The sequence below is a fragment of the Nocardia sp. NPDC003979 genome (assembly GCF_053605015.1).
In genome coordinates, this window is sequence record NZ_JBSGIJ010000011.1 from 225,812 (window position 1) to 245,312 (window position 19,501).

Sequence of the window (19,501 nt, forward strand, 5' to 3'; positions counted from 1 at the left end):
GTCCTGTGGAAACGGGGCCGCGGCGGAAGTGAGCACACCTCCGTCGCGGCGCCGGATCGACGGGCGGCGTGCCGCGATCGGTGTGATGCCGCCCGGTAACCGACCAGTCGGCGACCCGTCGCCGGGACGAGGGGAGTCCATCTGTGCGGCGAAAAGTTCTGCGGCGCCTGCTGTTCGGATTCGTGGCGACGATCGCGACGAACCTCGTTCTCGCGGACAAACGGTGTTGACCGCTCGCCTGCGCCGCGCGGGAGCGGCGCAGGCGAACCGCTAGTCCACCAGCTGACGCAGCAGCGGCCCGTACTCGGGATGGGCCAGCGCCGAGGCGAATTGGGCGACCAGGTAGTCGGCCGGGTTACCGGTGTCGTACCAGCGGCCCTGGATCACCTGCCCGTACACCGCGTGTTCGGCGGCGTACTTGTTGATCGCGTCGGTCAGGTACACCTCGCCGGTGCGGTGGGTGTACCAGTTGTCGGTCTGCAGCTGCAGCTCGTCGATGATGCCCGGCGTCACCACGTACCCGCCGATGGCCGCGTACGCCGACGGCGCATCCTCCGGCTTGGGCTTCTCCATCAGCCCGGAGATGCGCAGCAAACCGTCGTCGAGGTCCTCGCGCACCACCGGCACGCCGTAGCGCTGCGACTCGCCCGGTTCCATCGGCATCAGGGCGAGCACCGGGCAGCCGGTGGACTCGTAGGCCTTGATGAGCTGCTGTGCACGCGGTACCTCGGCGACGAACACGTCGTCGGGCCAGAGCACCAGCATCGGTTCGTCGCCCAGGTGGCGGGCGGCGTTGAGCACCGGGGTGCCGTTGCCGTACGGGCCGTGCTGGTCGAGGTAGGTGATGTGGCCCTCGCGCGATAGCTCACCCACCTCCTCCACCGCGTCGGCGTAGGCGGACTTGCCGTCGGCACGCAATTGGGCGACCAGCGCCGGGTTCGGCCGGAAATGGTCCTGGATCAGCGACTTGCCACTGGTCACCACGATGGTGATGTCGGTGATACCGGAGGCGACCAGCTCGCGCACCGTGTGCTCGATGACGGGTTTGTCGCCGACCGGCAGCATCTCCTTCGGCGTCGCCTTGGTCAGGGGCAGCAGCCGGGAGCCGATTCCCGCGGCCGGGATAACAGCCTTACGGATCTTCATCACCCGATCATCACACATTTCGAGGTGTCTGTGCGGTGCCTCGGTGGCGGCCGGGTGTCGAGGATCTGTCGGTGGGGCCGCGTACATTGCGCTCGTGAGTACCCACGTCCCGGTCGCGGCCAGGCCCGATGCTGCGGTCACCGCACGTCGGTGGGTGCTGCACATCGATATGGACGCCTTCTTCGCCTCGGCCGAACAGCTCACCCGGCCGACCCTGCGCGGTAGGCCGGTGCTCGTGGGTGGCGTCGGTCAGCGTGGGGTGGTGGCAGGCGCGAGCTATGAGGCGCGGGTGTTCGGCGCGCGGTCGGCCATGCCCATGCATCAGGCGCGGCGGCTGGTCGGCGTCTCGGCGGTGGTCGTGCCGCCGCGCGGGGCTGTGTACTCGGTGCTGAGCGGACGGGTGTTCGACGCGCTGCGCAGCCGGGTGCCGGTGCTCGAGACGTTGTCGTTCGACGAGGCGTTCGCCGAGCCTGCCGAGCTCGCCGGGGCGAGCGTGGCCCAGGTCGAGGAGTACTGCGCGATGCTGCGCGCGCTGGTCCGTGCGCGGACGGGTCTCACCGCCTCCATCGGGGCGGGCACCGGGAAACAGCTGGCCAAGATCGGCTCCGGACTCGCGAAACCCGATGGGATGCGGGTGATCTCGCCGGCCGAACAGGGCGCGCTACTCGCCGGGTTGCCGGTGCGCAAACTGTGGGGCATCGGTCCGGTCGCCGAATCACGATTACGCAGCCTCGGTATCGAGACCGTCGGCGCGTTCGCCGCGCTGCCGGAGTCCGAGGCCGCCTCCCTCCTCGGCGGCAGTGTCGGGGCCGCGCTGCACCGGCTGGCGCGCGGAATCGACGACCGGCCGGTCAGCGAGCGTGCCGAGGCCAAACAGATCAGCGCCGAGAACACCTACGAACGCGACATCGTCACCCTCGCCGACTTGCGCACCGCGATCACCGCCATGGCCGCCTCGGCGCACCGCCGACTCGAACGTGACGGTCGCGCCGCCCGCACCGTCGTCCTCAAACTCAAGAAGTCCGACATGAGCATCGTGACCCGCTCGTTCACGCTGCCCTACGCCACCACCGAACTTGGCACGCTGGCCGCGGCCGCACAACGTTCGGCCATCGACCCCGCCGAACTCGGGCCGATCCGGCTGGTCGGGGTCGGTTACGGCGGGCTCACCATGGTTCGCCAGGAATCGCTGTTCCCCGAACTCGACCAGGCGCTGCCCGCCGATATCGACACCGATTCAGTCGAGGCGCCCGAGCCGGTGGCCGAGCAACCGGAAATGCCGGTGGGGCAATGGTTTCAGGGTATGGACGTGCGACATCCGGAGTTCGGGCACGGGTGGGTGCAGGGGGCGGGCTACGGCGTGGTGACAGTGCGCTTCGAGACCAGTTCGACAGGCCCCGGCCCGGCGCGTACCTTTCCTGCCGACGAATCGGGACTGTCGCCCGCCGACCCACTCGCCAGTCTCGACTGAGCGGCCACGCCCGGCAACCCGCCCCTCGAACCGAAGGACGAGCAGTTGACCCACCGCAGGATCGGCCGTGTCGCGATCGCAGGTTTGGCCGTGATCACCGCACTCGGGCTGAGCGCGTGCACCGAAGACAAGCCCGCCGCCAAGACCACCACCAGTGCCAAGGCGACCACGACGACCGCCGCCGCCGCCGACGCGCTGCCACCGGTGCCGTCGGTGGAGGAGCTCAACGCCCAGCTCAACACCGCGCTGGACCCGTCGGTGCCCAACGAGCAGAAGCTGGACTTCGTGCAGGGCGGCGAGGCCGATCCCGAGCTGCCGAACCGCCTGGCCGTCGCCGCCCGCGACGCCGGTGCGCAGGTGCAGGTCACCGAGGTGACGTCGTTCGGTGACAGCGTGAACGCCAAGGCGAACTTCACGGTGAACGGGCAGACGAATGTGGTGGATGTGCCGTTCGTCGCCGACGCCGGTAAGTGGAAGGTACAGAAGGCGTGGGCCTGCACCATGCTGACGAATCTGGGCCAGCAGTCGGCCGCGTGCTCCTGACATTCCGCTGTGCCGACGGCTCCACGCCGGGGCGGCTGGGGCGCGGGCGGGGGCGCGGTTAGGATCAGGCCCCGTGGTTGAGACGATCGTGCGGCAGGGGCATCCGCCCAAGGGTGCTTCGGAGCCGGTGCGACCGGGTTCGCCCGGCTGGGCGCGGGCCGTGGCGATCGTCGCCGGGCTGATCGCGGTCCTCAGCGCCGCGGCCATCCCCTTCCTTCCGGTCCGCGTCGACGCCGCGAGCGTGTCCTGGCCGCAGCAGGGCTCGCCCGCGTCGGTCGAGGCGCCGCTCGTGGCCTACGCCCCGGCCGAGCTGACGGCGACGGTGCCGTGCGCGGCATTGAGTTCGGTCGCGGCGAACGGCGGGGTGGTCGTGTCCACCGTGCCGAGGCAATCGGCCGACATGGAGAAGTACGGCTTCGTCGTCAAGGTCGTCGCCGATACCCCCGAGCGCGCCGGCCGGGTCGACGTGGTATCGCGGTCGATGCTGGTGTGGACGGCGCCGCTGGCCGAGGTGCTCGACCGGTCGTGCGCGCTCACCGTCACCCTGTCGCCGACCGGATCGACGGTCACCACAACAGGACTCGGCGAGGGCGCCACCCTCGCCGGCGATCTCCGCCCGCAGGTGGTGGGAGTGTTCAGCGAGCTCACCGGCGCCGCACCCGCCGACCTGGCGGTGCGTGTCGACGTCGATTCGCGCTACATCACCTCGCCCACCTGGCCCAAGCTCGCGGTGAACGCGCTGTGCGTGCTCGCGACGCTCGTCGCCCTGTTCGCGCTGCACCGGCTCGACGCCGCCGACGGCCGGTCGGCGCGCCGGTTCCTGCCGCAGCGCTGGTGGCGGCTGCGCCCGGTCGACTGGCTGGTGTTCGCGGTACTCGGCGTCTGGCACTTCATCGGCGCCAACACCTCCGACGACGGCTACATCCTCGGGATGGCAAGGGGCGCACGCAGTTCGGGCAACATGTCGAACTACTACCGCTGGTTCAGCGTGGACGAGGGCCCGTTCTACACCCCCTACACCGACATCATCGGCTGGCTCACCCACATCTCCACCGTCAGCCCGCTCGTCCGCTTGCCCGCGCTGCTCGCCGGTGTGCTCACCTGGTGGTTGATCAGCCGTGAAGTGCTGCCGCGCCTTGGTATCGCGTTGCGGCACAGCAAGCTCGTCACCTGGACCGCGGCGCTGGTGTTCCTCGCGTTCTGGCTGCCCTACAACAATGGCTTGCGCGCGGAATTCGTTGTCGCCCTCGGTGTTCTGGTCACCTGGGTATCCGTGGAGCGGGCCATCGCCACGCGACGGTTGCTGCCGTACGCGGTGGCGGTGATCGTGGCCGCGTTCACCCTCACCGGTGCGCCGTCGGGGCTGATCTGCCTCGGCGCGCTGGTAGCCGGTGCGCGCACCATGACGGCGGTGATCGTGCGCCGGGCCAAGACGGTCGGCTACCTGTCACAGCTGCTGCCGATCCTCGCGGCGGGCGTTGTCGTGCTCACCGTCGTCTTCGCCGACCGCACCCTGGCCGGTGTGCGCGAGATGTTCGCGGTACACGAGAAGATCGGGCCGGGGGAGTCCTGGTTCTTCGAGTTCCTGCGCTACCAGTTCCTGTTGCAGATCAACGCCGACGGCTGGCTCACCCGCCGCTTCGGAGTGTTCGTCATGCTGCTCGGCCTCGTCGTGTGCGCGGCGACCATGCTGCGGCGCGGTGGTCACATCCCCGGCACCGCCGTGGGCCCCACCCGGCGCCTGCTCGGCATCACCCTCGCCGCCATGGTGCTGATGATGTTCTCGCCGACCAAGTGGACGCATCAGTTCGGTGTGTTCGCGGGCCTCGCCACCTGCGTCGCCGCCGTGACCGCGGTCGCCGTGAGCCCGAACGTGCTGCGGCCCTTGCGTAATCGGGCGCTGTTCGCCGCCGCGGTGTTCTTCGCGCTCGCGGTGACCTTCGTCGGCGCCAACGGCTACTGGTACGTGTCGGCGTGGGGTGTGCCGTGGTGGGACAAGCCGCCGTCGGTCGCCGGATTCGGCGTGTCCACGGTGTTCGCCGGGCTGACCGGTCTCGCGCTGCTGATCGCCGCCTGGTTCCACATCCATCCGAGTCCGTCGGCCAAGCCGACGCGGCTGAGCGGTGTGCCCGTGCTCGCGGTGGCCGCCGCGATGATGGTGTTGTTCGAGGTGGCGTCGTTCGCCAAGGCCGCCGTCGCCCAGTACCCGGCGTACTCGGTGGCGAGCTCGAATCTGAACGCGGCGTTCGGCGGTGGCTGTGGGATGGCCGACGAGGTGCTCGTCGAAACCGACGCCAACGCCTCGATGCTCGCCCCGCTCGCCGGTGACATGACCACGACCATGACGGGCGAATCGACCGGTTTCCGCCCCGACGGCGTGGCGCCCGTGCTCACCTCCGACGAGGTGGAATCCACCACCGGCCAAGCGAATTCGGTCTCCGACGACCCCGACGAACTGCGCGACGCGACCACGTCGGCCGGTTCGGAATCACGCCAGGGTTCGCTGCAGCTCCCGTTCGGTCTCGACCCGGCCACCACCCCGGTGCTCGGCAGCTACCGGGCGGGCACGCAGGAACCCGCCGCCCTGACCACCGGCTGGTTCCGCCTGCCCGAAGGGCCGCGCGGTCCGCTGCTCGCGGTGTCGGTGGCCGGCCGGATCCGTTCGGTCGACGCCGACGGCATCGTGCACCCCGGCCAGGACCTGACGGTCGAATACGGCACCGCCGCGCCCGACGGCACGGTGCGGGTCACCGGTCAGGTCGTGCCGATCGACATCGGCCCCGCGCCCGTCTGGCGCAATCTGCGCGTCCCGCTCGACCAGCTCCCCGCCGACGCCACGGCGGTCCGCCTGGTCGCCGCCGACAAGGATCTGGGCCCCGACCAGTGGCTCGCCGTGACCCCGCCGCGCATGCCCCAGACCACCACCCTGAACGCCTTGCTCGGCCGCGACACCCCCGTGCTGCTGGATTGGGCCGTCGGCCTGCACTTCCCGTGCCAGAACCACCTACCCACCCACAACGGCGTAGCCGCCCACCCCGAATACCGCATCCTCCCCGACCGCAACGGCGCCACCATCACCAACCTGTGGCAGGGCCACGACGGCGGCGGCCCACTCGGCTGGACCCAACTCCTCTTCACCGCCCGCACCCTCCCCACGTACCTGAACAACGACTGGGACAAGGACTGGGGCTCCCTTGAGCAATACCTCCCCCGAGACACGACAGCCACCCCCGCCGAGGTCTCGGTGAACCCCCGCACCGAGTGGGGCACCTGGACTCCCGGCCCCGTTATCACCGCCTGGTAACCCTGGACACTTGCGCGGTTGCCGCCGACGTCCAGGGCACCTGTGCGAACGTGCGTGACTGGCCGGGGTTGCGTCTGCGCGGGTGTCAGGTGGTGGTGATGCGGTGGGCGAGGGTGGGGAGGTCGGTGCCGGTGAGGCCGGGGTAGCCGTGGAGGATGTCGCGCCAGCGGGTGGGGACGGCGGAGGCGCCCCAGCGGGCGCCGAGGAGGCCGCCTGCGATGGCGGCGGTGGTGTCGGTGTCGTTGCCCGCGCGGACGCATGCCTCGAGGGCGAGGGCGAGATGGGTAGGTGACGAACTGTCGGTGGTGGTGATGGCCCACCAGGCAGTCTGCAGCGCATGGACGACCCAGCCGTTGTTGGGGAAGTCGGCGGGGGAGCCGTGTTCGGCCTCGTCGAGGCGGGCGGTCCAGTATTCGGAATACGCTGAGCCGCAGACGTATTCGCGCACGCCGTCGAAGTTCGCGTGCAGTACGGCGTGCCGGATGGCGTACGTCCAGATCTTGCAGGCTTCGACCGCCTGCTCGTCGTAGTGGGTGAGCATGCCGACGCGCCCGGCCGCCGCCACGCAGTCGGCCGCGTCGTCGAGGTAGGCGAGCGCCACCGGCGCCGTGCGCATCAGCGACCCGTTCCCGCCGGTCCGCCCGGTGAGCGACATCGCCGCCGCCTGCATGTCCAGCGCCGAGCTCGGTTTCATCGACAGCACCGCCCTGGTCTGATTGCCGATATCCGGGGGATCGGTGTCATACCAGCGAACGAACCCCTCGGCCACCGCGTCCAGGTCGATCCCCGGCCCCCGCGACGCGGCCTGGGCGACCACCAATGCCATCGACGTGTCGTCGGTCCACTCACCCGGCGCCCAGTTGAACGGCCCACCGCCGATCATGTCGATCACCACATCGTCCCCGGGCTTGGTGAACTCGTACCCCGCCCCCAGCGCGTCCCCGGCAGCCGTCCCCACCAGCACCCCGGCCACCCGATCCGCGAAGCCCGAATCCCGCACAGCATCCACCCCTTTCATCACAACAAGTCGACCCGACCGTACCGCCACACTCCGCTCGATCGGCTCTGACAGTCCAACATCGCCGGCACCGCCGTCGCTGCCGCTGCTGCCGCCGCTGCTGACTCACCGCCTCCGCCGTCGAACCGCGATGATGGCGTGAGGCCTGAGCCGTGCCGCTGCCGCTGCCGCCACCGCTGCCACCACCGCCACCGCTGCCTCTGCTGCCGCCGCCGCTGCCGCCACCGCTAGCCGCTGCCGTTGCTGCCGTTGCTGCCGCCGACGCCGCTGCCGCCGCCGACATCGGGCTGAAATCGCGCCACAAAAGTGTGGTGGTCAGGCATCCAGGCTTTCGGCGGGCTGGGGAGCGGGGTGGCGGTTGCGGTGGGCTCGGCGGAGGGCGTCGGTGGTGAAGACGGCCAGCGCGGTCCAGATGAGGGCGAAACCGATCCAGCGGGAGGGCGGCATCGGTTCGTGCATCACCGCGACGCCCCAGGCCATCTGGAGGGCGGGGGTGAGGTACTGGAGGATGCCCATGGTCGACAGGGGCACCCGCTGGGCGGCGACGGCGAACAGCAGCAGCGGGATCAGGGTGACCGGCCCGGTGGCCATCATCAGCCCGAAATGGGCGGGGCTGGAGGTGAACTCACTGCGCCCGGTGGCCAGCAAGACGATCACGAACGCCAGCGCGAACGGGGCGGCGACCATCCCCTCGGCGGCGATCCCGCGCAGCGCGTCGAGCCGGATCACCTTCTTCACCAGGCCATAGGTGGCGAACGAACACGCCAGCACCAGGGCGATCACCGGTGGTCGGCCGTAGTCGACGGTGAGCACGACCACCGCCAGCGCACCGAGCGAGAGCGCGGCCCACTGCGCACGGGAGAGCCGTTCCCGGAAGAACACCACCCCGAACGCCACGGTCACCAGCGGATTGATGAAGTACCCGAGAGCGCACTCCACCACGTTCCCGGAGATCACCCCGAACACGTAGACGCCCCAGTTGATCGAGATCGCCGCCGACGCGACCGCCGCCAGCCGCCAGGTCCGCGCGTCGATTGCCCGCATCTCCCGCAGCCGCCCGCTGAGCAGCAACACCAGCACCACCACGACCAGGGTCCAGATGATCCGCTGCGCCACCACCTCCACGGCCGACGCGAACGCGAGCAGCCCGAAGAACGCCGGAAACAGGCCCCAGATCAGATAAGCCCCCGTCCCGAAGACGACACCGGGCGGGGACGTTCTTGGCTGCATTCATCCCATGTTACGACTGACGTAGCCTGTCGAGCATGTCCATATCCGTGCGGGAGCCCGCCACCGGGCTCAGCGCAACAGAGGTCGAACAGCGGCGCCGTGACGGTCAGACCAACGACGTGCCCGCGCGGGCGAGCCGGTCGGTCGGCGAGATCGTTCGCGCGAACGTGTTCACCCGCATCAACGCCATCCTCGGTGTGCTCTTCCTGCTCGTGCTGTCGACCGGTTCGATCATCGACGGCATGTTCGGGCTGCTCATCGTGGCCAACAGCGCGATCGGCATCATCCAGGAGGTGCGCGCCAAACGCACTCTCGACCAGCTGGCCATCGTCGGCCAGGCCATGCCGACCGTGCGTCGCGACGGCGTCGCCAAGGAGATCGCCCCGGGTGAGGTGGTGCTCGACGACCTGATCGAGCTGGGCCCCGGCGACCAGATCGTGGTCGACGGCGAGGTGACCGAGGCCGCCGCCCTCGAGGTGGACGAGTCGCTGCTCACCGGCGAGGCCGATCCGATCGACAAGGGTGTCGGCGCCCCCGTGATGTCGGGCAGCTTCGTGGTGTCGGGTTCGGGCGCCTACCGCGCGACGAAGGTCGGCAAGGACGCCTACGCCGCCAAGCTGGCCGAAGAGGCCAGCAAGTTCACCCTGGTGCACTCGGAACTGCGCTCGGGTATCGACAAGATCCTGAAATTCATCACCTACCTGCTGATTCCGGCAGGCCTGCTCAGCATCTACAACCAGCTCGTCTCCAGCGGCGAGTCGTGGCGCCCGGCGGTGACCGGCATGGTCGCGGCCCTGGTGCCGATGGTTCCCGAGGGTCTGGTGCTGATGACCTCCATCGCCTTCGCGGTCGGTGTGGTCCGGCTCGGCAAACGCAACTGCCTGGTGCAGGAACTTCCCGCCATCGAGGGCCTGGCCCGCGTCGACGTGGTGTGCGCGGACAAGACCGGCACGCTCACCGAGAACGGCATGCGCCTGGCCCGGGTCGAACCGCTCGGTTCCTTCGACGAGGCGAGCGTGCGTCAGGTACTCGCCGCGTTGGCGGCAGACGATCCACGCCCCAATGCGAGTGTGCAGGCCATCGGCGAGGCGCTGCCCGACCGCCCGGACTGGACCGGGACGGCCGTCGCCCCGTTCTCCTCGGCCAAGAAGTGGAGCGGCATTTCCTATGGCGCCCACGGTGATTGGCTCCTCGGCGCACCCGACGTGCTGCTCGATCGCACCTCCGAGACCGCCGCGCACGCCGAGCAGGTGGGTGCCCAAGGTCTGCGGGTGCTGTTGCTCGCGCGCGGTGACCGCCCGGTCGACGCTCCCGACGCGCCGGGCCGGGTGGAGCCCGCGGCCCTCGTCGTGCTCGAACAGAAGGTGCGTCCCGACGCCAAGGACACCCTCGAATACTTCGCGAGCCAGCATGTCTCCATCAAGGTGATCTCCGGCGACAACGCCGTCTCGGTGGGCGCGGTCGCCGCCTCGCTCGACCTGCCCGGTGGAGCCGACCCCGTCGACGCGCGCACGCTGCCTGAGGACCGCGAAGAACTCGCCGACGTACTCGACGGGAAGTCCACCTTCGGCCGCGTGCGCCCCGACCAGAAACGGGCCATGGTCGGCGCCCTGCAGTCACGCGGCCACACCGTCGCCATGACCGGTGACGGCGTCAACGACGTGCTCGCCCTCAAGGACGCCGACATCGGTGTCGCCATGGGCGCGGGCAGCCCGGCCACCCGCGCGGTGGCCCAGATCGTGTTGCTGGACAACAAGTTCGCGACCCTGCCGTACGTGGTGGGGGAGGGGCGGCGCGTCATCGGCAATATCGAGCGGGTCTCGAATCTGTTCCTCACCAAGACCGTGTACTCGGTGCTGCTGGCGTTCCTGGTGGGCCTGGCGGGTGTGGGTTCGCAGATCTTCGGCTACGACCCCATCGGTTATCCGTTCCTGCCGCGCCACGTGACCATCGCGGCCTGGTTCACCATCGGTATTCCGGCGTTCGTGCTGTCACTCGCGCCCAACAACGAGCGCGCTCGCACCGGGTTCGTGGGCCGGGTGATGCGGCTGGCGGTGCCCTCGGGTGTGGTGATCGGTGTCGCCACGTTCGTGGCCTACCTGATCGCGTACGCGGGCCCCGAGGCCTCGGAGACGCAGCGGGTGCAGGCCGGGACCACCGCGCTGATCACGCTCATCATGATCGCGGTGTGGGTGCTCGCGCTGGTCGCGCGCCCGTATGTGTGGTGGAAGGTGGTGCTGATCGCGGTGTCGGTGCTGGCCTATGTCGCGCTGTTCACGATTCCGTTCACCCGCGAGTTCTTCAAGCTCGACCCGTCGAATCCGCGGCTCACCCTGGCTGCGGTGGTGTGCGGTGTGATCGGCATCGTGCTGGTGGAACTGGCCTGGTGGGTGCAGGCGCGACTGACCGGCAACGCGGGCAAGCTCGTCCCGCCGGTCGGCGCGCAGGGGGCGTAACCGGAGCCGGGCGTGCCTCGAGAACCCTTGTGCCGGGCGAAGTTTCGGTGTTGGAGTACCTTTGCCGGTTATGGAGGTATTGCTGCACCAGATCGACGCTTTCGCCGACGCGCCGTTCTCGGGCAACCCGGCCGCGGTCATGCCGTTGCCCACCTGGCTGCCGGACACATTGCTGCAACAGCTCGCCGAGGAGAACAACCTCGCCGAGACGGCGTTCTATACCTCCCAATTACCCCCGGAGGCGGGCGGTCCGCCCGGTGAGTGGCCCGCGTTCCACCTGCGCTGGTTCACCCCGGCGGTCGAGGTGGACATGTGCGGGCACGCCACCCTCGCCTCGGCCGCTCAGATCATCTCCGACATCCACCCCGAACACGACCGCGTCAGCTTCTACACCCGTTCCGGCTGGTTGCACGTCGACCGCACCGACGACGACGAATACGTCCTGAACCTGCCCGCCCTCGCCTCGGTCCAGGTCGACCCCGATCCCGCCCTGGTCGCCGCGCTCGGCGTCACCCCGGTGCGCGCCTACACCGGCCAGGACGAGATCGTCGTGGTCGCCGACGAAGACGAAGTGCGTTCGGCCACACCCGATTTCGGTGCCTTCCCGCAGCTGCCGCGCGGTGCGGTCCTCACAGCTCCCGGTCGTTCGAGCGACTTCGTCTCCCGCTTCTTCGGCCCCGGCGTCGGCGTTCCGGAGGACCCGGTCACCGGCTCGGCCCACGCACAGCTGGTTCCCCTGTGGGCCCGCGAACTCGGGCGCTCCACCCTCACCGCCCGCCAGCTGTCCCGCCGTGGCGGGACCTTGCGCGGCGAACTGGCCGACAACCGGGTCCTGCTCCTTGGGCGATGCAGACGGTATCTCGACGGAGTCGTCACTCTGCCGGACTGAAGCCGAGCACAAGCCACCGGCCCGTCGGCGATCGCGGGCGCCTGTCGGGAGGGGCGACTGTGTGCCGGTCCGATCGGTGACGTGCTGGGCGGCACACTGTGTGCGCCCTACTCGGCGGGAACGGGACCGTCGTCGGGGGTAGGGGTGATCGTCCCGGTGTTCTCCGGCAGCAGCGGGCTCACCGCGAAGCGCCCGGCGACGGCGTCGGCCGGAAGTGCTTGCACCGCACGCACTCCCAGTGCGGCGGCGAGATCGCGGAGTCGGGGCAGAGTCCCACGGACGACGATCCCGGCCGTGCACGCGCAGCCGCCGCGCAGCCGGGAAGCGCTCACGCGCACCACCTCGGCGCTACGGCCGTCGCGCACTTGCTGCGATTCGAGCAGTCCAGCCGCCGCTTCGCCCGAACGCACGGCGGGTTCGTCACCGGCCGGCGTGGCGATGGTGACGACCGGGGTCTGCACCCGATCGATCGGCACATGCTGGATCACCCCGGAAATCCGCAACCCGTCGGCAATACCCGGAAGCCGTTGTGGCGTCTGGTATTCGGTGAACGACACCAGCGCCCAGCGCGGATCGGCATCGGTGCCGTCGAGGGAGGCTCGAGCATCGGCGAGATAGTCGTCGACCTGTTCGCCCTGCGCGGGCCCCAGGCGATCGGTCGCCACGTGACCCGCCGCGTGCGGACGGGTGAACGCCACGATCAGCAGCACCACGGCCAGCGCCGCCGCCGCACCGAGCACCACCTTCGACCGTCCCGACAGACCGGTCGAATCGTCCACGCCCGCTACTTCGTCGGGCGGGACAGTCGGCGCGACGAGATCCCCGCGGTCGTCCGGCGCCGTCGTCGACGCCGGTTCGGACGACCACGGGTCGTCAGGCATTGCGTAATACGTCCAGGGCGCCCGCCAGGTCGGCGGGATACTCACTGGTGATCTCGAGCCAGCGCCCGTCGGCCGGGTGATGGAAACCCAGCTGACGCGCGTGCAACCACTGCCGTTCCAGCCCGAGCCGCTTGGCCAGCGTCGGATCGGCACCGTAGGTGAGATCACCCGCGCAGGGGTGGCGGATCGCGGAGAAGTGCACGCGGATCTGATGGGTGCGCCCGGTCTCGAGATGCACGTCGAGCAGGCTCGCCGCCTGGAACGCCTCGATGGTGTCGTAGTGGGTGATGCTCGGCCTGCCGTCGCCGGTGACGGCGAACTTCCAGTCGTTGCCGCGCGCACGCCCGATCGGCGCGTCGATGGTGCCGCTGCTCGGATCGGGGTGTCCCTGCACGAGAGCATGGTATTGCTTGTCGACCGTGCGTTCCTTGAAGGCGCGCTTGAGCATCGTGTAGGCGTGTTCGGATTGAGCAACGACCATCACGCCGGAGGTGCCCACATCGAGGCGGTGCACGATGCCCTGCCGTTCGTGCGCGCCGGAGGTCGAGATGCGGTACCCCATCGCGGCCAGTCCGCCGACCACGGTCGGGCCCGTCCAGCCGACACCCGAGTGCGCGGCGACACCGATCGGCTTGTCCACCGCGACGATGTCGTCGTCGGCGTAGAGGATCTTCATCCCCTCCACCGGGGCCGCTTCCACGGTCAGTTCACGTTTGGGTTCGGGGAAGATCACTTCCAGCCACGCGCCCGCGGTGAGCCGGTCGGACTTGCCCGCGGCGACACCGTCGAGCTGCACCGACCCTTCCTCGGCGAGCGCGGCCACCGCCGTGCGCGAGAGACCGAGCAGCCGCGAAAGCCCCGCGTCCACCCGCATCCCGTCCAACCCGTCGGGAACGGGCATGGTTCGTGTTTCTCTCACGCTGCGTTCTCCTTCGCATGCCCGAGGGGCCCTCCGTGGTTACGCAGGCTGCCGCCTCCTGGCCCTGACTCGGTCATGCGGTCTCCTCCGTGTGTTTGCGACCGCTGCGGGTGCCGTCCGGTTCGAAGCCGAAGATCGTCAGCGCGACCAGCAGAATCGCCCCGCACACGATTGCCGAGTCGGCCACGTTGAACACCGGCCACCAGCCGATCGCGACGAAGTCGACGACATGGCCCTGCAGCGGGCCGGGGGAGCGGAAGATCCGGTCCACCAGGTTGCCCATCGCCCCGCCGAGCACCATGCCCAGGCCGATCGCCCACCACAGTGACCGCAAGGTGCGCCCGATGCGGATGACGCCGACCACCACGGCGGCCGCGATCAAGGTGAGCAGCCAGGTCATGCCGGTCGCCATCGAGAACGCCGCGCCCGGATTGCGCACGAGGTCCAGACGCGCGAAGTCGCCGATGATCGGCACCGGGTCGTCGGGATCGATGTAGGCGACCGCGAGGCACTTGGTCAGCAGGTCGAGGCCGAACAGCACGGCGGCGATGATCAGCAGCGTTGTCAACCGGCGGCGACCTGGGGTTTCGGTCTCGGTCGCCGCGATGGTTTCCGGTGCGTCGGCGGCGTCGCCGGTCGCGGGGACTGCGGCGTTGTCGGTTGACCGGTCTTCACTCACGTGTCCATCATTCCTTAGTCGTTCGCGGAGCCGCGTCGCGGACCGGCCGGAGTCCCAGCAGTTCCTCAGGAAGCGGTCGTACCCTGATCGCTGTGACGGTGTTGTCTAGTTCTCGCTTACCCCGCATCGCGCGCCCCGGGGTGTTTCTGGTGGCGCTCGTGCTCGGGTTCGCGACCTTCGGTGCCGGGTGCGCCGATCGGTCGCCGTCGACCGCCGATTCCGAGGGCCTCGAGCCGCTCGGTATCGGTAAGGAAGTGACCGTGCCGATCACGGCCGCGGTCGCCACCGTCGTCTCCCCGGGCGACGAGCCGCGCAGCCGGCTGCGCCCCCTCTACAGCATCGGCGCCACCCAGGAGGTGACGTTGCGCACCGACTACCGCATCCAGCAGCAGGTCAACGATCAGCCGGTGCGCGACTTCTCGCCCGCCGCGCTCACCATCCCGATGACCGCACGCGCCGATGTCGACGGCGTGGATCTGACGGTCGGCACCGTCACCACCCCCGACCCGGCGCTGAACAAGGCGTTCACCAATGCCGACGGTTCCCAGGCCGGGCTCGCGATGAGCGACCTCGGTGCCATCACCGAACTGCGGATGGCGCCCTCGCCCGAGACGCCCAATTCGGCGCGGGCCGCCCTCGAGCAGGCGTTCTACCAGGCGGTGTACCAGTCCGTTGCGTTCCCCGACGAGCCCGTCGGAGTCGGCGCGGTGTGGACCGTTCATCAGCAGATCACCGGCGGCGTCACCCTCGATCAGGTCACCACCGCGACCCTGGTGAGCCGCGACGGCGACCGGCTCACCATCGACCTGCAGGTGAACCAGACCCCCACCGGAAACGTGTGGACGCTGCCCAACAACGCGGGCGCCCTGGACATCCAGAACTACGTGATGCAGGGCGCGGGCACGATCACCGTCGATCTCGGTCTGCCGCTGCCCGTTTCGGGTGCCATCGAGGTGGGCGGTCAGCAGACCTATCACGATCCGCGCAGCGTCAGCACGCTCGTGCAGACGCAATCGACCCGCATTTCCTGGACCGAATGATGCGATCGGCCCTGGCCCGCGCGGGCGCGGTCGCTTCGGCCTGCGCCGCGCTGGCAGCGTGCTCGTCGACGTCCGACGACTGCGGCGCGTCCTGTGCGGCGACCTGGCCCTCGCCCGCCGCGGCGGCTCCCGGATCCGGACCTGTCGTGCGCGATCAGGCGCAGCTGACCGCGGGTCTGCTCGCGGCCACTGACCTGCCCGGCGACTTCACGGCGGTCCCGCCCCGCAGCGCGGGCGACGACACCGCGGTGCCCACCGACGCGCCGACCGACCCCGCCGACTGTGGCAGGCTGCTCACACCGATCGCCCAGCAGTGGCCCGGCTCGGCCGCCGCCGCCTCGATCCAATTCGCCGGACCGAGCTTCGCCACCATCGACATCGACGCCGCGAGCTATCCCGACACCGCGCTCGCCGCCGCGTTCGAGTCGCTGCAATCGAGACCACGCCGCTGCACCAGCTACACCGGTGACGACGGGGGCGTGCGCATCGACTATCGGACCGCCCCGCTGGATCAGCCACCGGTCGGCGATGCGGGTTCGGCGTTCACCCTGACCGCCACGAGCGAGGGCCTGACCCTGACTTCGGCCACCTCACTCGTTCAGGTGGGCGACACTCTGGTCCAGGTGGTCGTGACCGCTCCGGAAGAAGTCGATCCCGGCGTACTGGCCGACCTCACGGCGGCTCAGGTGCGCAAGCTGCGCGGCTGAGTGGCGACCGTCGGCCGGGTCTGCAGGCGCATTTGAAAGCCGGTCGGTGTGGCAGGTGTGACCGGGGCAGCGGTCGGCCGCAGGTATAACTGGCGGGCCCGAGCGGGCCGCAGGCTACTAGCAGGGCCGCAGGTGTGACAGACGCGGACGGAGTGGGCCCGCTCGTCAGCCGAGCAGGCCGAGCTTTCCGCCGAGATGCGCGATGTAGCCGGTCACCTCGGCAGCGTCCCGGTCCGGCAGTCCGAAGACAACCTCCGTGACACCGAGATCGGCCCACCGGGCGAGCTGTTCGGCATTGTGCTTGCCCGCGAGCGCGATCACGCGCGGGCTGCCCTCGCGCTCTGCTTCCTTCCAGACACGTTGCAGCAGTTCGATCTTCGCGCCGAGGTCGTCTTCGGTGGGCGTGGTGATCCAGCCGTCGGCGTGCGCGGCGAGCCAGGCGAAGGTCTTCTCGGTGCCGCCCGCGCCGAGCAGCACCGGAACTCCCGCGCGCACCGGCTTGGGCCACGACCAGCTCGGCCCGAACTTCACGAAGTCGCCGTCGAACTCGGCCTCCTCGTTGGACCACAGCGTCCGCATGGCGTCGAGGTGTTCGCGCAGCACCGTCCGGCGCTTGTTGGCGGGCACGCCGTGGTGGGCGAGTTCGTCGGTGTTCCAGCCGAAGCCGACACCGAGTTCCACTCGGCCGCCGCTGAGGTGATCGAGCGAGGCGATGGACTTGGCCAGGGTGATCGGGTGATGCTCGGCGGGCAGCGCCACCGCCGTCGACAGCGTGATCCGGCTGGTGACCGCGGCGGCGGTGGCCAGGGCGACCCACGGGTCGAGGGTGCGAAGGTAGCGGTCGTCGGGGAGGGAGGAGTCGCCGGTCTGCGGATGCGCCGCGGCCCGGACCACCGGGATATGGGTGTGCTCGGGCACGTAGAAGGCGTCGAATCCCGCCTGTTCGGCGGCCGAGGCCGCGTCGGCGGGCGTAATGCCCCGGTCACTGGTGAACAACACGATCCCGTACCGCACGCCCCGGCCCTCCTGGATAGTCAAAACTGAAACAAGTTCTACCAGGGTTCCGGTGTGGGCGACAGAGGAATAGGCTCGACGGCATCCGAGCAACACCGTCGACCCGGAGGTTTCCGATGTCCGATGTGTCACCCATTCCCGCTGGTTATCCGGCAATCTGTCCCGGTATCGCCTGTGCGGGAGCCGCGGAAGCGCTCGCTTTCTACATTTCCGTCCTCGGCGCCACCGAACGTATGCGCATGCCAGGTCCCGACGGCACGATCGTGCACAGCGAACTGCTGATCGGCGATTCCGTCCTGATGGTCGGCGACCCTGTTCCCGACATCGGCTTCGTCGACCCGAAGTCCATCGGCGGCTCGCCGGTGAACCTGATGGTCTACGTCCCCGACTCCGATGCCGTCTTCGCCGCCGCCCTCGAAGCGGGCGCCTCGGAGATCACTCCGATGGCCGACCAGTTCTACGGTGACCGCACCGGTTCCTTCGAGGACCCGTGGGGTCACCGCTGGACCGTGGCCACCCACATCGAGGACGTGTCGCCGGAGGAAATGGACCGGCGCATGGCCGAAATGATGAACGCGAGCTGAGCGCACCGCCGGGGCTCCGGACCGGGGCCCCGGCGCAACCGCTACGCGGAAACGATCGAATCCCCCTCGACCCGAACCGGTTTCGTAGGCAACGGGCTGCGCGCGGGCCCACCACGCACGGCCCCGTCCAGCTCGAACCGGCTGCCGTGACACGGGCACACGATCACCCCGTCCTTCACCGACGTCACCTTGCACCCCGCATGCGTGCAGGTCGCCGAAAGCCCGACGAATGCCCCCGCCGTCGGCTGCGTGATCACGGTGTCGCCGACGATCACCCCACCGCCGACCGGCACGTCCCCGGTCTTGGCCAACGCCGTCCCCGGCGCGGCAGGCGCCCCCGTCGACCCCGACCCGCCACCACCCCCACAAGCAGGCACCACCGCTACCGCGGCCAGCACCCCGGCCCCCACCACCACACTCCGTCGCCCCACCACAACATCACCGCTCATCGCCGCCTCCTCGAATACCGAGCGGCCGATTCCGCTCTTCCCTCAGACAACGGCACGAATGCCCTCCCGGTTCGAAACGACACTCGGGCCAGATTTGGTCGAGGCGGGCGTTCTCCGTCAGCTCACGGTCGGGCGCCGCAATTGCGCCTTCGAGGCACCCAGGTGTTCGAGGTCTTCGGTGCGCTCGAACGGTGCCTGGCGTATCCCGAGGGGTCAACCAGTTCGCCGCACCGCCCGGTGCCGCGCAACGCTATTGGAGGCGGAACTCGACCATGGCGATGGCGTCGTCGAGGGCCGTCGACAGGTGGGTGAGGCGGGTGTGGGGGTCGGGGGCGGTCAGGGCGGTTTGGCGGTCGGTCAGGGAGATGGGGAGGGCGGCGGTGAGGGTGTAGGAGCGGGTGGTCGGGTCGGTGGGAAGCTGGTCGAGGGTGGCCGACGGTGGTGGGTGGCGGATGCCGCTGCGCAGGGCGAGGCGGGTGGTGAGGTCGTGGAGGCGGGTAGCGCGTTCGCGCAGGTCGTCCAGCAGGGCGGTGTCGTCGGCGCCGGGTTCGTCCGGCCAGACCGAGGTCTCGGCGCGGGGGTACGGGTCGTCGGGGAGCCATTGCTGAACCCGCAGGCGTTCGGTGCCCAGGCAGCGCAGCCGGAACCGGTCGCCGGGCAGTTCGGTCACATCGGTGATCTGGGCGAGCACACCCACGTCGGTGCGCACCTCGCCACCGCCGACCTCACTGCCACGTTCGATCAGCACCACGCCGAACTCCGGTTCGCGACTGCCGTCGAGGCAGTCGCGAACCAGCGCCACATACCGTGGCTCGAAGATCTGCAGGGACAACGGCTCACCGGGCAGCAGCACGGTACCCAGGGGGAACATCGGAATCTCCACGGTCACAGCATGCCCGTTTCGATCACGTTGTCCGTGTTCGGACTCGCCGGGGAGCCCCAAAGCCCTGGTCCCGGGCGTTCATGCCTTGGCGATCGCCTCGAAGACGGCGGGGTCGACGAGGGTGGAGGTGTCGCCGAGTTCGCGTCCTTCGGCGACGTCGCGCAGGAGTCGGCGCATGATTTTGCCGCTGCGGGTTTTGGGGAGTTCGGGGACGATGTGGATTTCGCGGGGTTTGGCGATGGGGCTGATCTGTTTGGATACTTCGGCTTTGAGGGTGTCGACGAGGGT

General features: G+C 69.6%; 18 protein-coding genes. 8 read left to right on the forward strand and 10 right to left on the reverse strand.

Features of this window, described 5'->3' with window-relative positions:
• Positions 1-270: 270 nt before the first annotated feature.
• On the reverse strand, positions 271-1,146 hold the full coding sequence (locus ACWEVR_RS23095) for a UTP--glucose-1-phosphate uridylyltransferase (RefSeq protein ID WP_067497501.1): 876 nt from the start codon (positions 1,144-1,146) through the stop codon (positions 271-273).
• A 169-nt stretch (positions 1,147-1,315) separates the two neighbouring features.
• Here ACWEVR_RS23095 and ACWEVR_RS23100 point away from each other — a divergent pair, with 169 nt between their 5' ends.
• The 3 genes from ACWEVR_RS23100 (at position 1,316) to ACWEVR_RS23110 (ending at position 6,464) form a co-directional block, all read left to right on the forward strand.
• Positions 1,316-2,617 carry a DNA polymerase IV gene (locus tag ACWEVR_RS23100; protein WP_452468690.1) on the forward strand — a complete coding sequence of 434 codons (1,302 nt, stop codon included), beginning with the start codon at positions 1,316-1,318 and terminating at the stop codon, positions 2,615-2,617.
• A gap of 45 nt (positions 2,618-2,662) precedes the next feature.
• Positions 2,663-3,160: a hypothetical protein gene (locus ACWEVR_RS23105; RefSeq protein ID WP_452468669.1), complete on the forward strand. Its 498-nt coding sequence runs from the start codon at positions 2,663-2,665 to the stop codon at positions 3,158-3,160.
• Between the two features lie 73 nt (positions 3,161-3,233).
• The gene (locus ACWEVR_RS23110; RefSeq protein WP_452468670.1) at positions 3,234-6,464 is read left to right on the forward strand and encodes an arabinosyltransferase domain-containing protein; all 3,231 of its coding nucleotides are present in this window, start codon (positions 3,234-3,236) and stop codon (positions 6,462-6,464) included.
• An 85-nt stretch (positions 6,465-6,549) separates the two neighbouring features.
• Here the strand turns inward: ACWEVR_RS23110 and ACWEVR_RS23115 are convergent, their stop codons facing one another.
• Complete coding sequence (locus ACWEVR_RS23115; protein ID WP_452468671.1) at positions 6,550-7,482, reverse strand: ADP-ribosylglycohydrolase family protein; 933 nt, start codon at positions 7,480-7,482, stop codon at positions 6,550-6,552.
• A 315-nt stretch (positions 7,483-7,797) separates the two neighbouring features.
• Positions 7,798-8,712 (reverse strand): EamA family transporter RarD, encoded by a 915-nt coding sequence (rarD, locus tag ACWEVR_RS23120; protein WP_067497514.1) that lies wholly within the window; start codon positions 8,710-8,712, stop codon positions 7,798-7,800.
• A gap of 35 nt (positions 8,713-8,747) precedes the next feature.
• Between rarD and ACWEVR_RS23125 the strand changes: the two genes are divergently transcribed.
• Entirely contained in the window at positions 8,748-11,168 is a 2,421-nt protein-coding gene (locus ACWEVR_RS23125) for a cation-translocating P-type ATPase (RefSeq protein WP_452468672.1), read from the forward strand.
• Positions 11,169-11,238: 70 nt separating this feature from the next.
• Entirely contained in the window at positions 11,239-12,057 is an 819-nt protein-coding gene (locus ACWEVR_RS23130; RefSeq protein WP_452468673.1) for a PhzF family phenazine biosynthesis protein, read from the forward strand.
• Positions 12,058-12,164: 107 nt separating this feature from the next.
• Here the strand turns inward: ACWEVR_RS23130 and ACWEVR_RS23135 are convergent, their stop codons facing one another.
• The 3 genes from ACWEVR_RS23135 to lspA all read right to left on the reverse strand — a co-directional run bounded on the left by ACWEVR_RS23135 (position 12,165) and on the right by lspA (position 14,536).
• Positions 12,165-12,938 carry a hypothetical protein gene (locus ACWEVR_RS23135; RefSeq protein ID WP_452468674.1) on the reverse strand — a complete coding sequence of 258 codons (774 nt, stop codon included), beginning with the start codon at positions 12,936-12,938 and terminating at the stop codon, positions 12,165-12,167.
• A complete protein-coding gene (locus ACWEVR_RS23140) occupies positions 12,931-13,857 on the reverse strand; it encodes an RluA family pseudouridine synthase (protein WP_067497526.1) in 927 nt (308 codons plus the stop codon). Before ACWEVR_RS23140 ends, ACWEVR_RS23135 begins: the two co-directional genes overlap by 8 nt.
• A gap of 73 nt (positions 13,858-13,930) precedes the next feature.
• On the reverse strand, positions 13,931-14,536 hold the full coding sequence (gene lspA, locus ACWEVR_RS23145; RefSeq protein WP_452468675.1) for a signal peptidase II: 606 nt from the start codon (positions 14,534-14,536) through the stop codon (positions 13,931-13,933).
• A gap of 92 nt (positions 14,537-14,628) precedes the next feature.
• On the opposite strand from lspA, the gene ACWEVR_RS23150 reads away from it, so the two are divergent.
• Both ACWEVR_RS23150 and ACWEVR_RS23155 read left to right on the forward strand, forming a co-directional pair.
• Positions 14,629-15,576: a hypothetical protein gene (locus ACWEVR_RS23150; protein WP_243750121.1), complete on the forward strand. Its 948-nt coding sequence runs from the start codon at positions 14,629-14,631 to the stop codon at positions 15,574-15,576.
• Entirely contained in the window at positions 15,573-16,283 is a 711-nt protein-coding gene (locus ACWEVR_RS23155; protein ID WP_452468676.1) for a hypothetical protein, read from the forward strand. Before ACWEVR_RS23150 ends, ACWEVR_RS23155 begins: the two co-directional genes overlap by 4 nt.
• Positions 16,284-16,448: 165 nt before the next feature.
• Here ACWEVR_RS23155 and ACWEVR_RS23160 read toward each other — a convergent pair whose 3' ends face one another.
• Positions 16,449-17,297, reverse strand: coding sequence for a TIGR03619 family F420-dependent LLM class oxidoreductase (locus ACWEVR_RS23160; RefSeq protein ID WP_452468677.1), 849 nt, complete (start codon positions 17,295-17,297; stop codon positions 16,449-16,451).
• A gap of 116 nt (positions 17,298-17,413) precedes the next feature.
• On the opposite strand from ACWEVR_RS23160, the gene ACWEVR_RS23165 reads away from it, so the two are divergent.
• Positions 17,414-17,881, forward strand: coding sequence for a VOC family protein (locus ACWEVR_RS23165; RefSeq protein ID WP_067642833.1), 468 nt, complete (start codon positions 17,414-17,416; stop codon positions 17,879-17,881).
• Between the two features lie 41 nt (positions 17,882-17,922).
• Here the strand turns inward: ACWEVR_RS23165 and ACWEVR_RS23170 are convergent, their stop codons facing one another.
• The 3 genes from ACWEVR_RS23170 to ACWEVR_RS23180 all read right to left on the reverse strand — a co-directional run.
• Positions 17,923-18,330: a QcrA and Rieske domain-containing protein gene (locus ACWEVR_RS23170; protein WP_452468678.1), complete on the reverse strand. Its 408-nt coding sequence runs from the start codon at positions 18,328-18,330 to the stop codon at positions 17,923-17,925.
• 250 nt (positions 18,331-18,580) lie between these two features.
• A complete protein-coding gene (locus ACWEVR_RS23175; protein WP_357152330.1) occupies positions 18,581-19,201 on the reverse strand; it encodes an LON peptidase substrate-binding domain-containing protein in 621 nt (206 codons plus the stop codon).
• 90 nt (positions 19,202-19,291) lie between these two features.
• Positions 19,292-19,501 (reverse strand): AMP-binding enzyme (locus ACWEVR_RS23180; protein WP_452468679.1); only part of this gene is annotated, 210 nt, incomplete at its 5' end.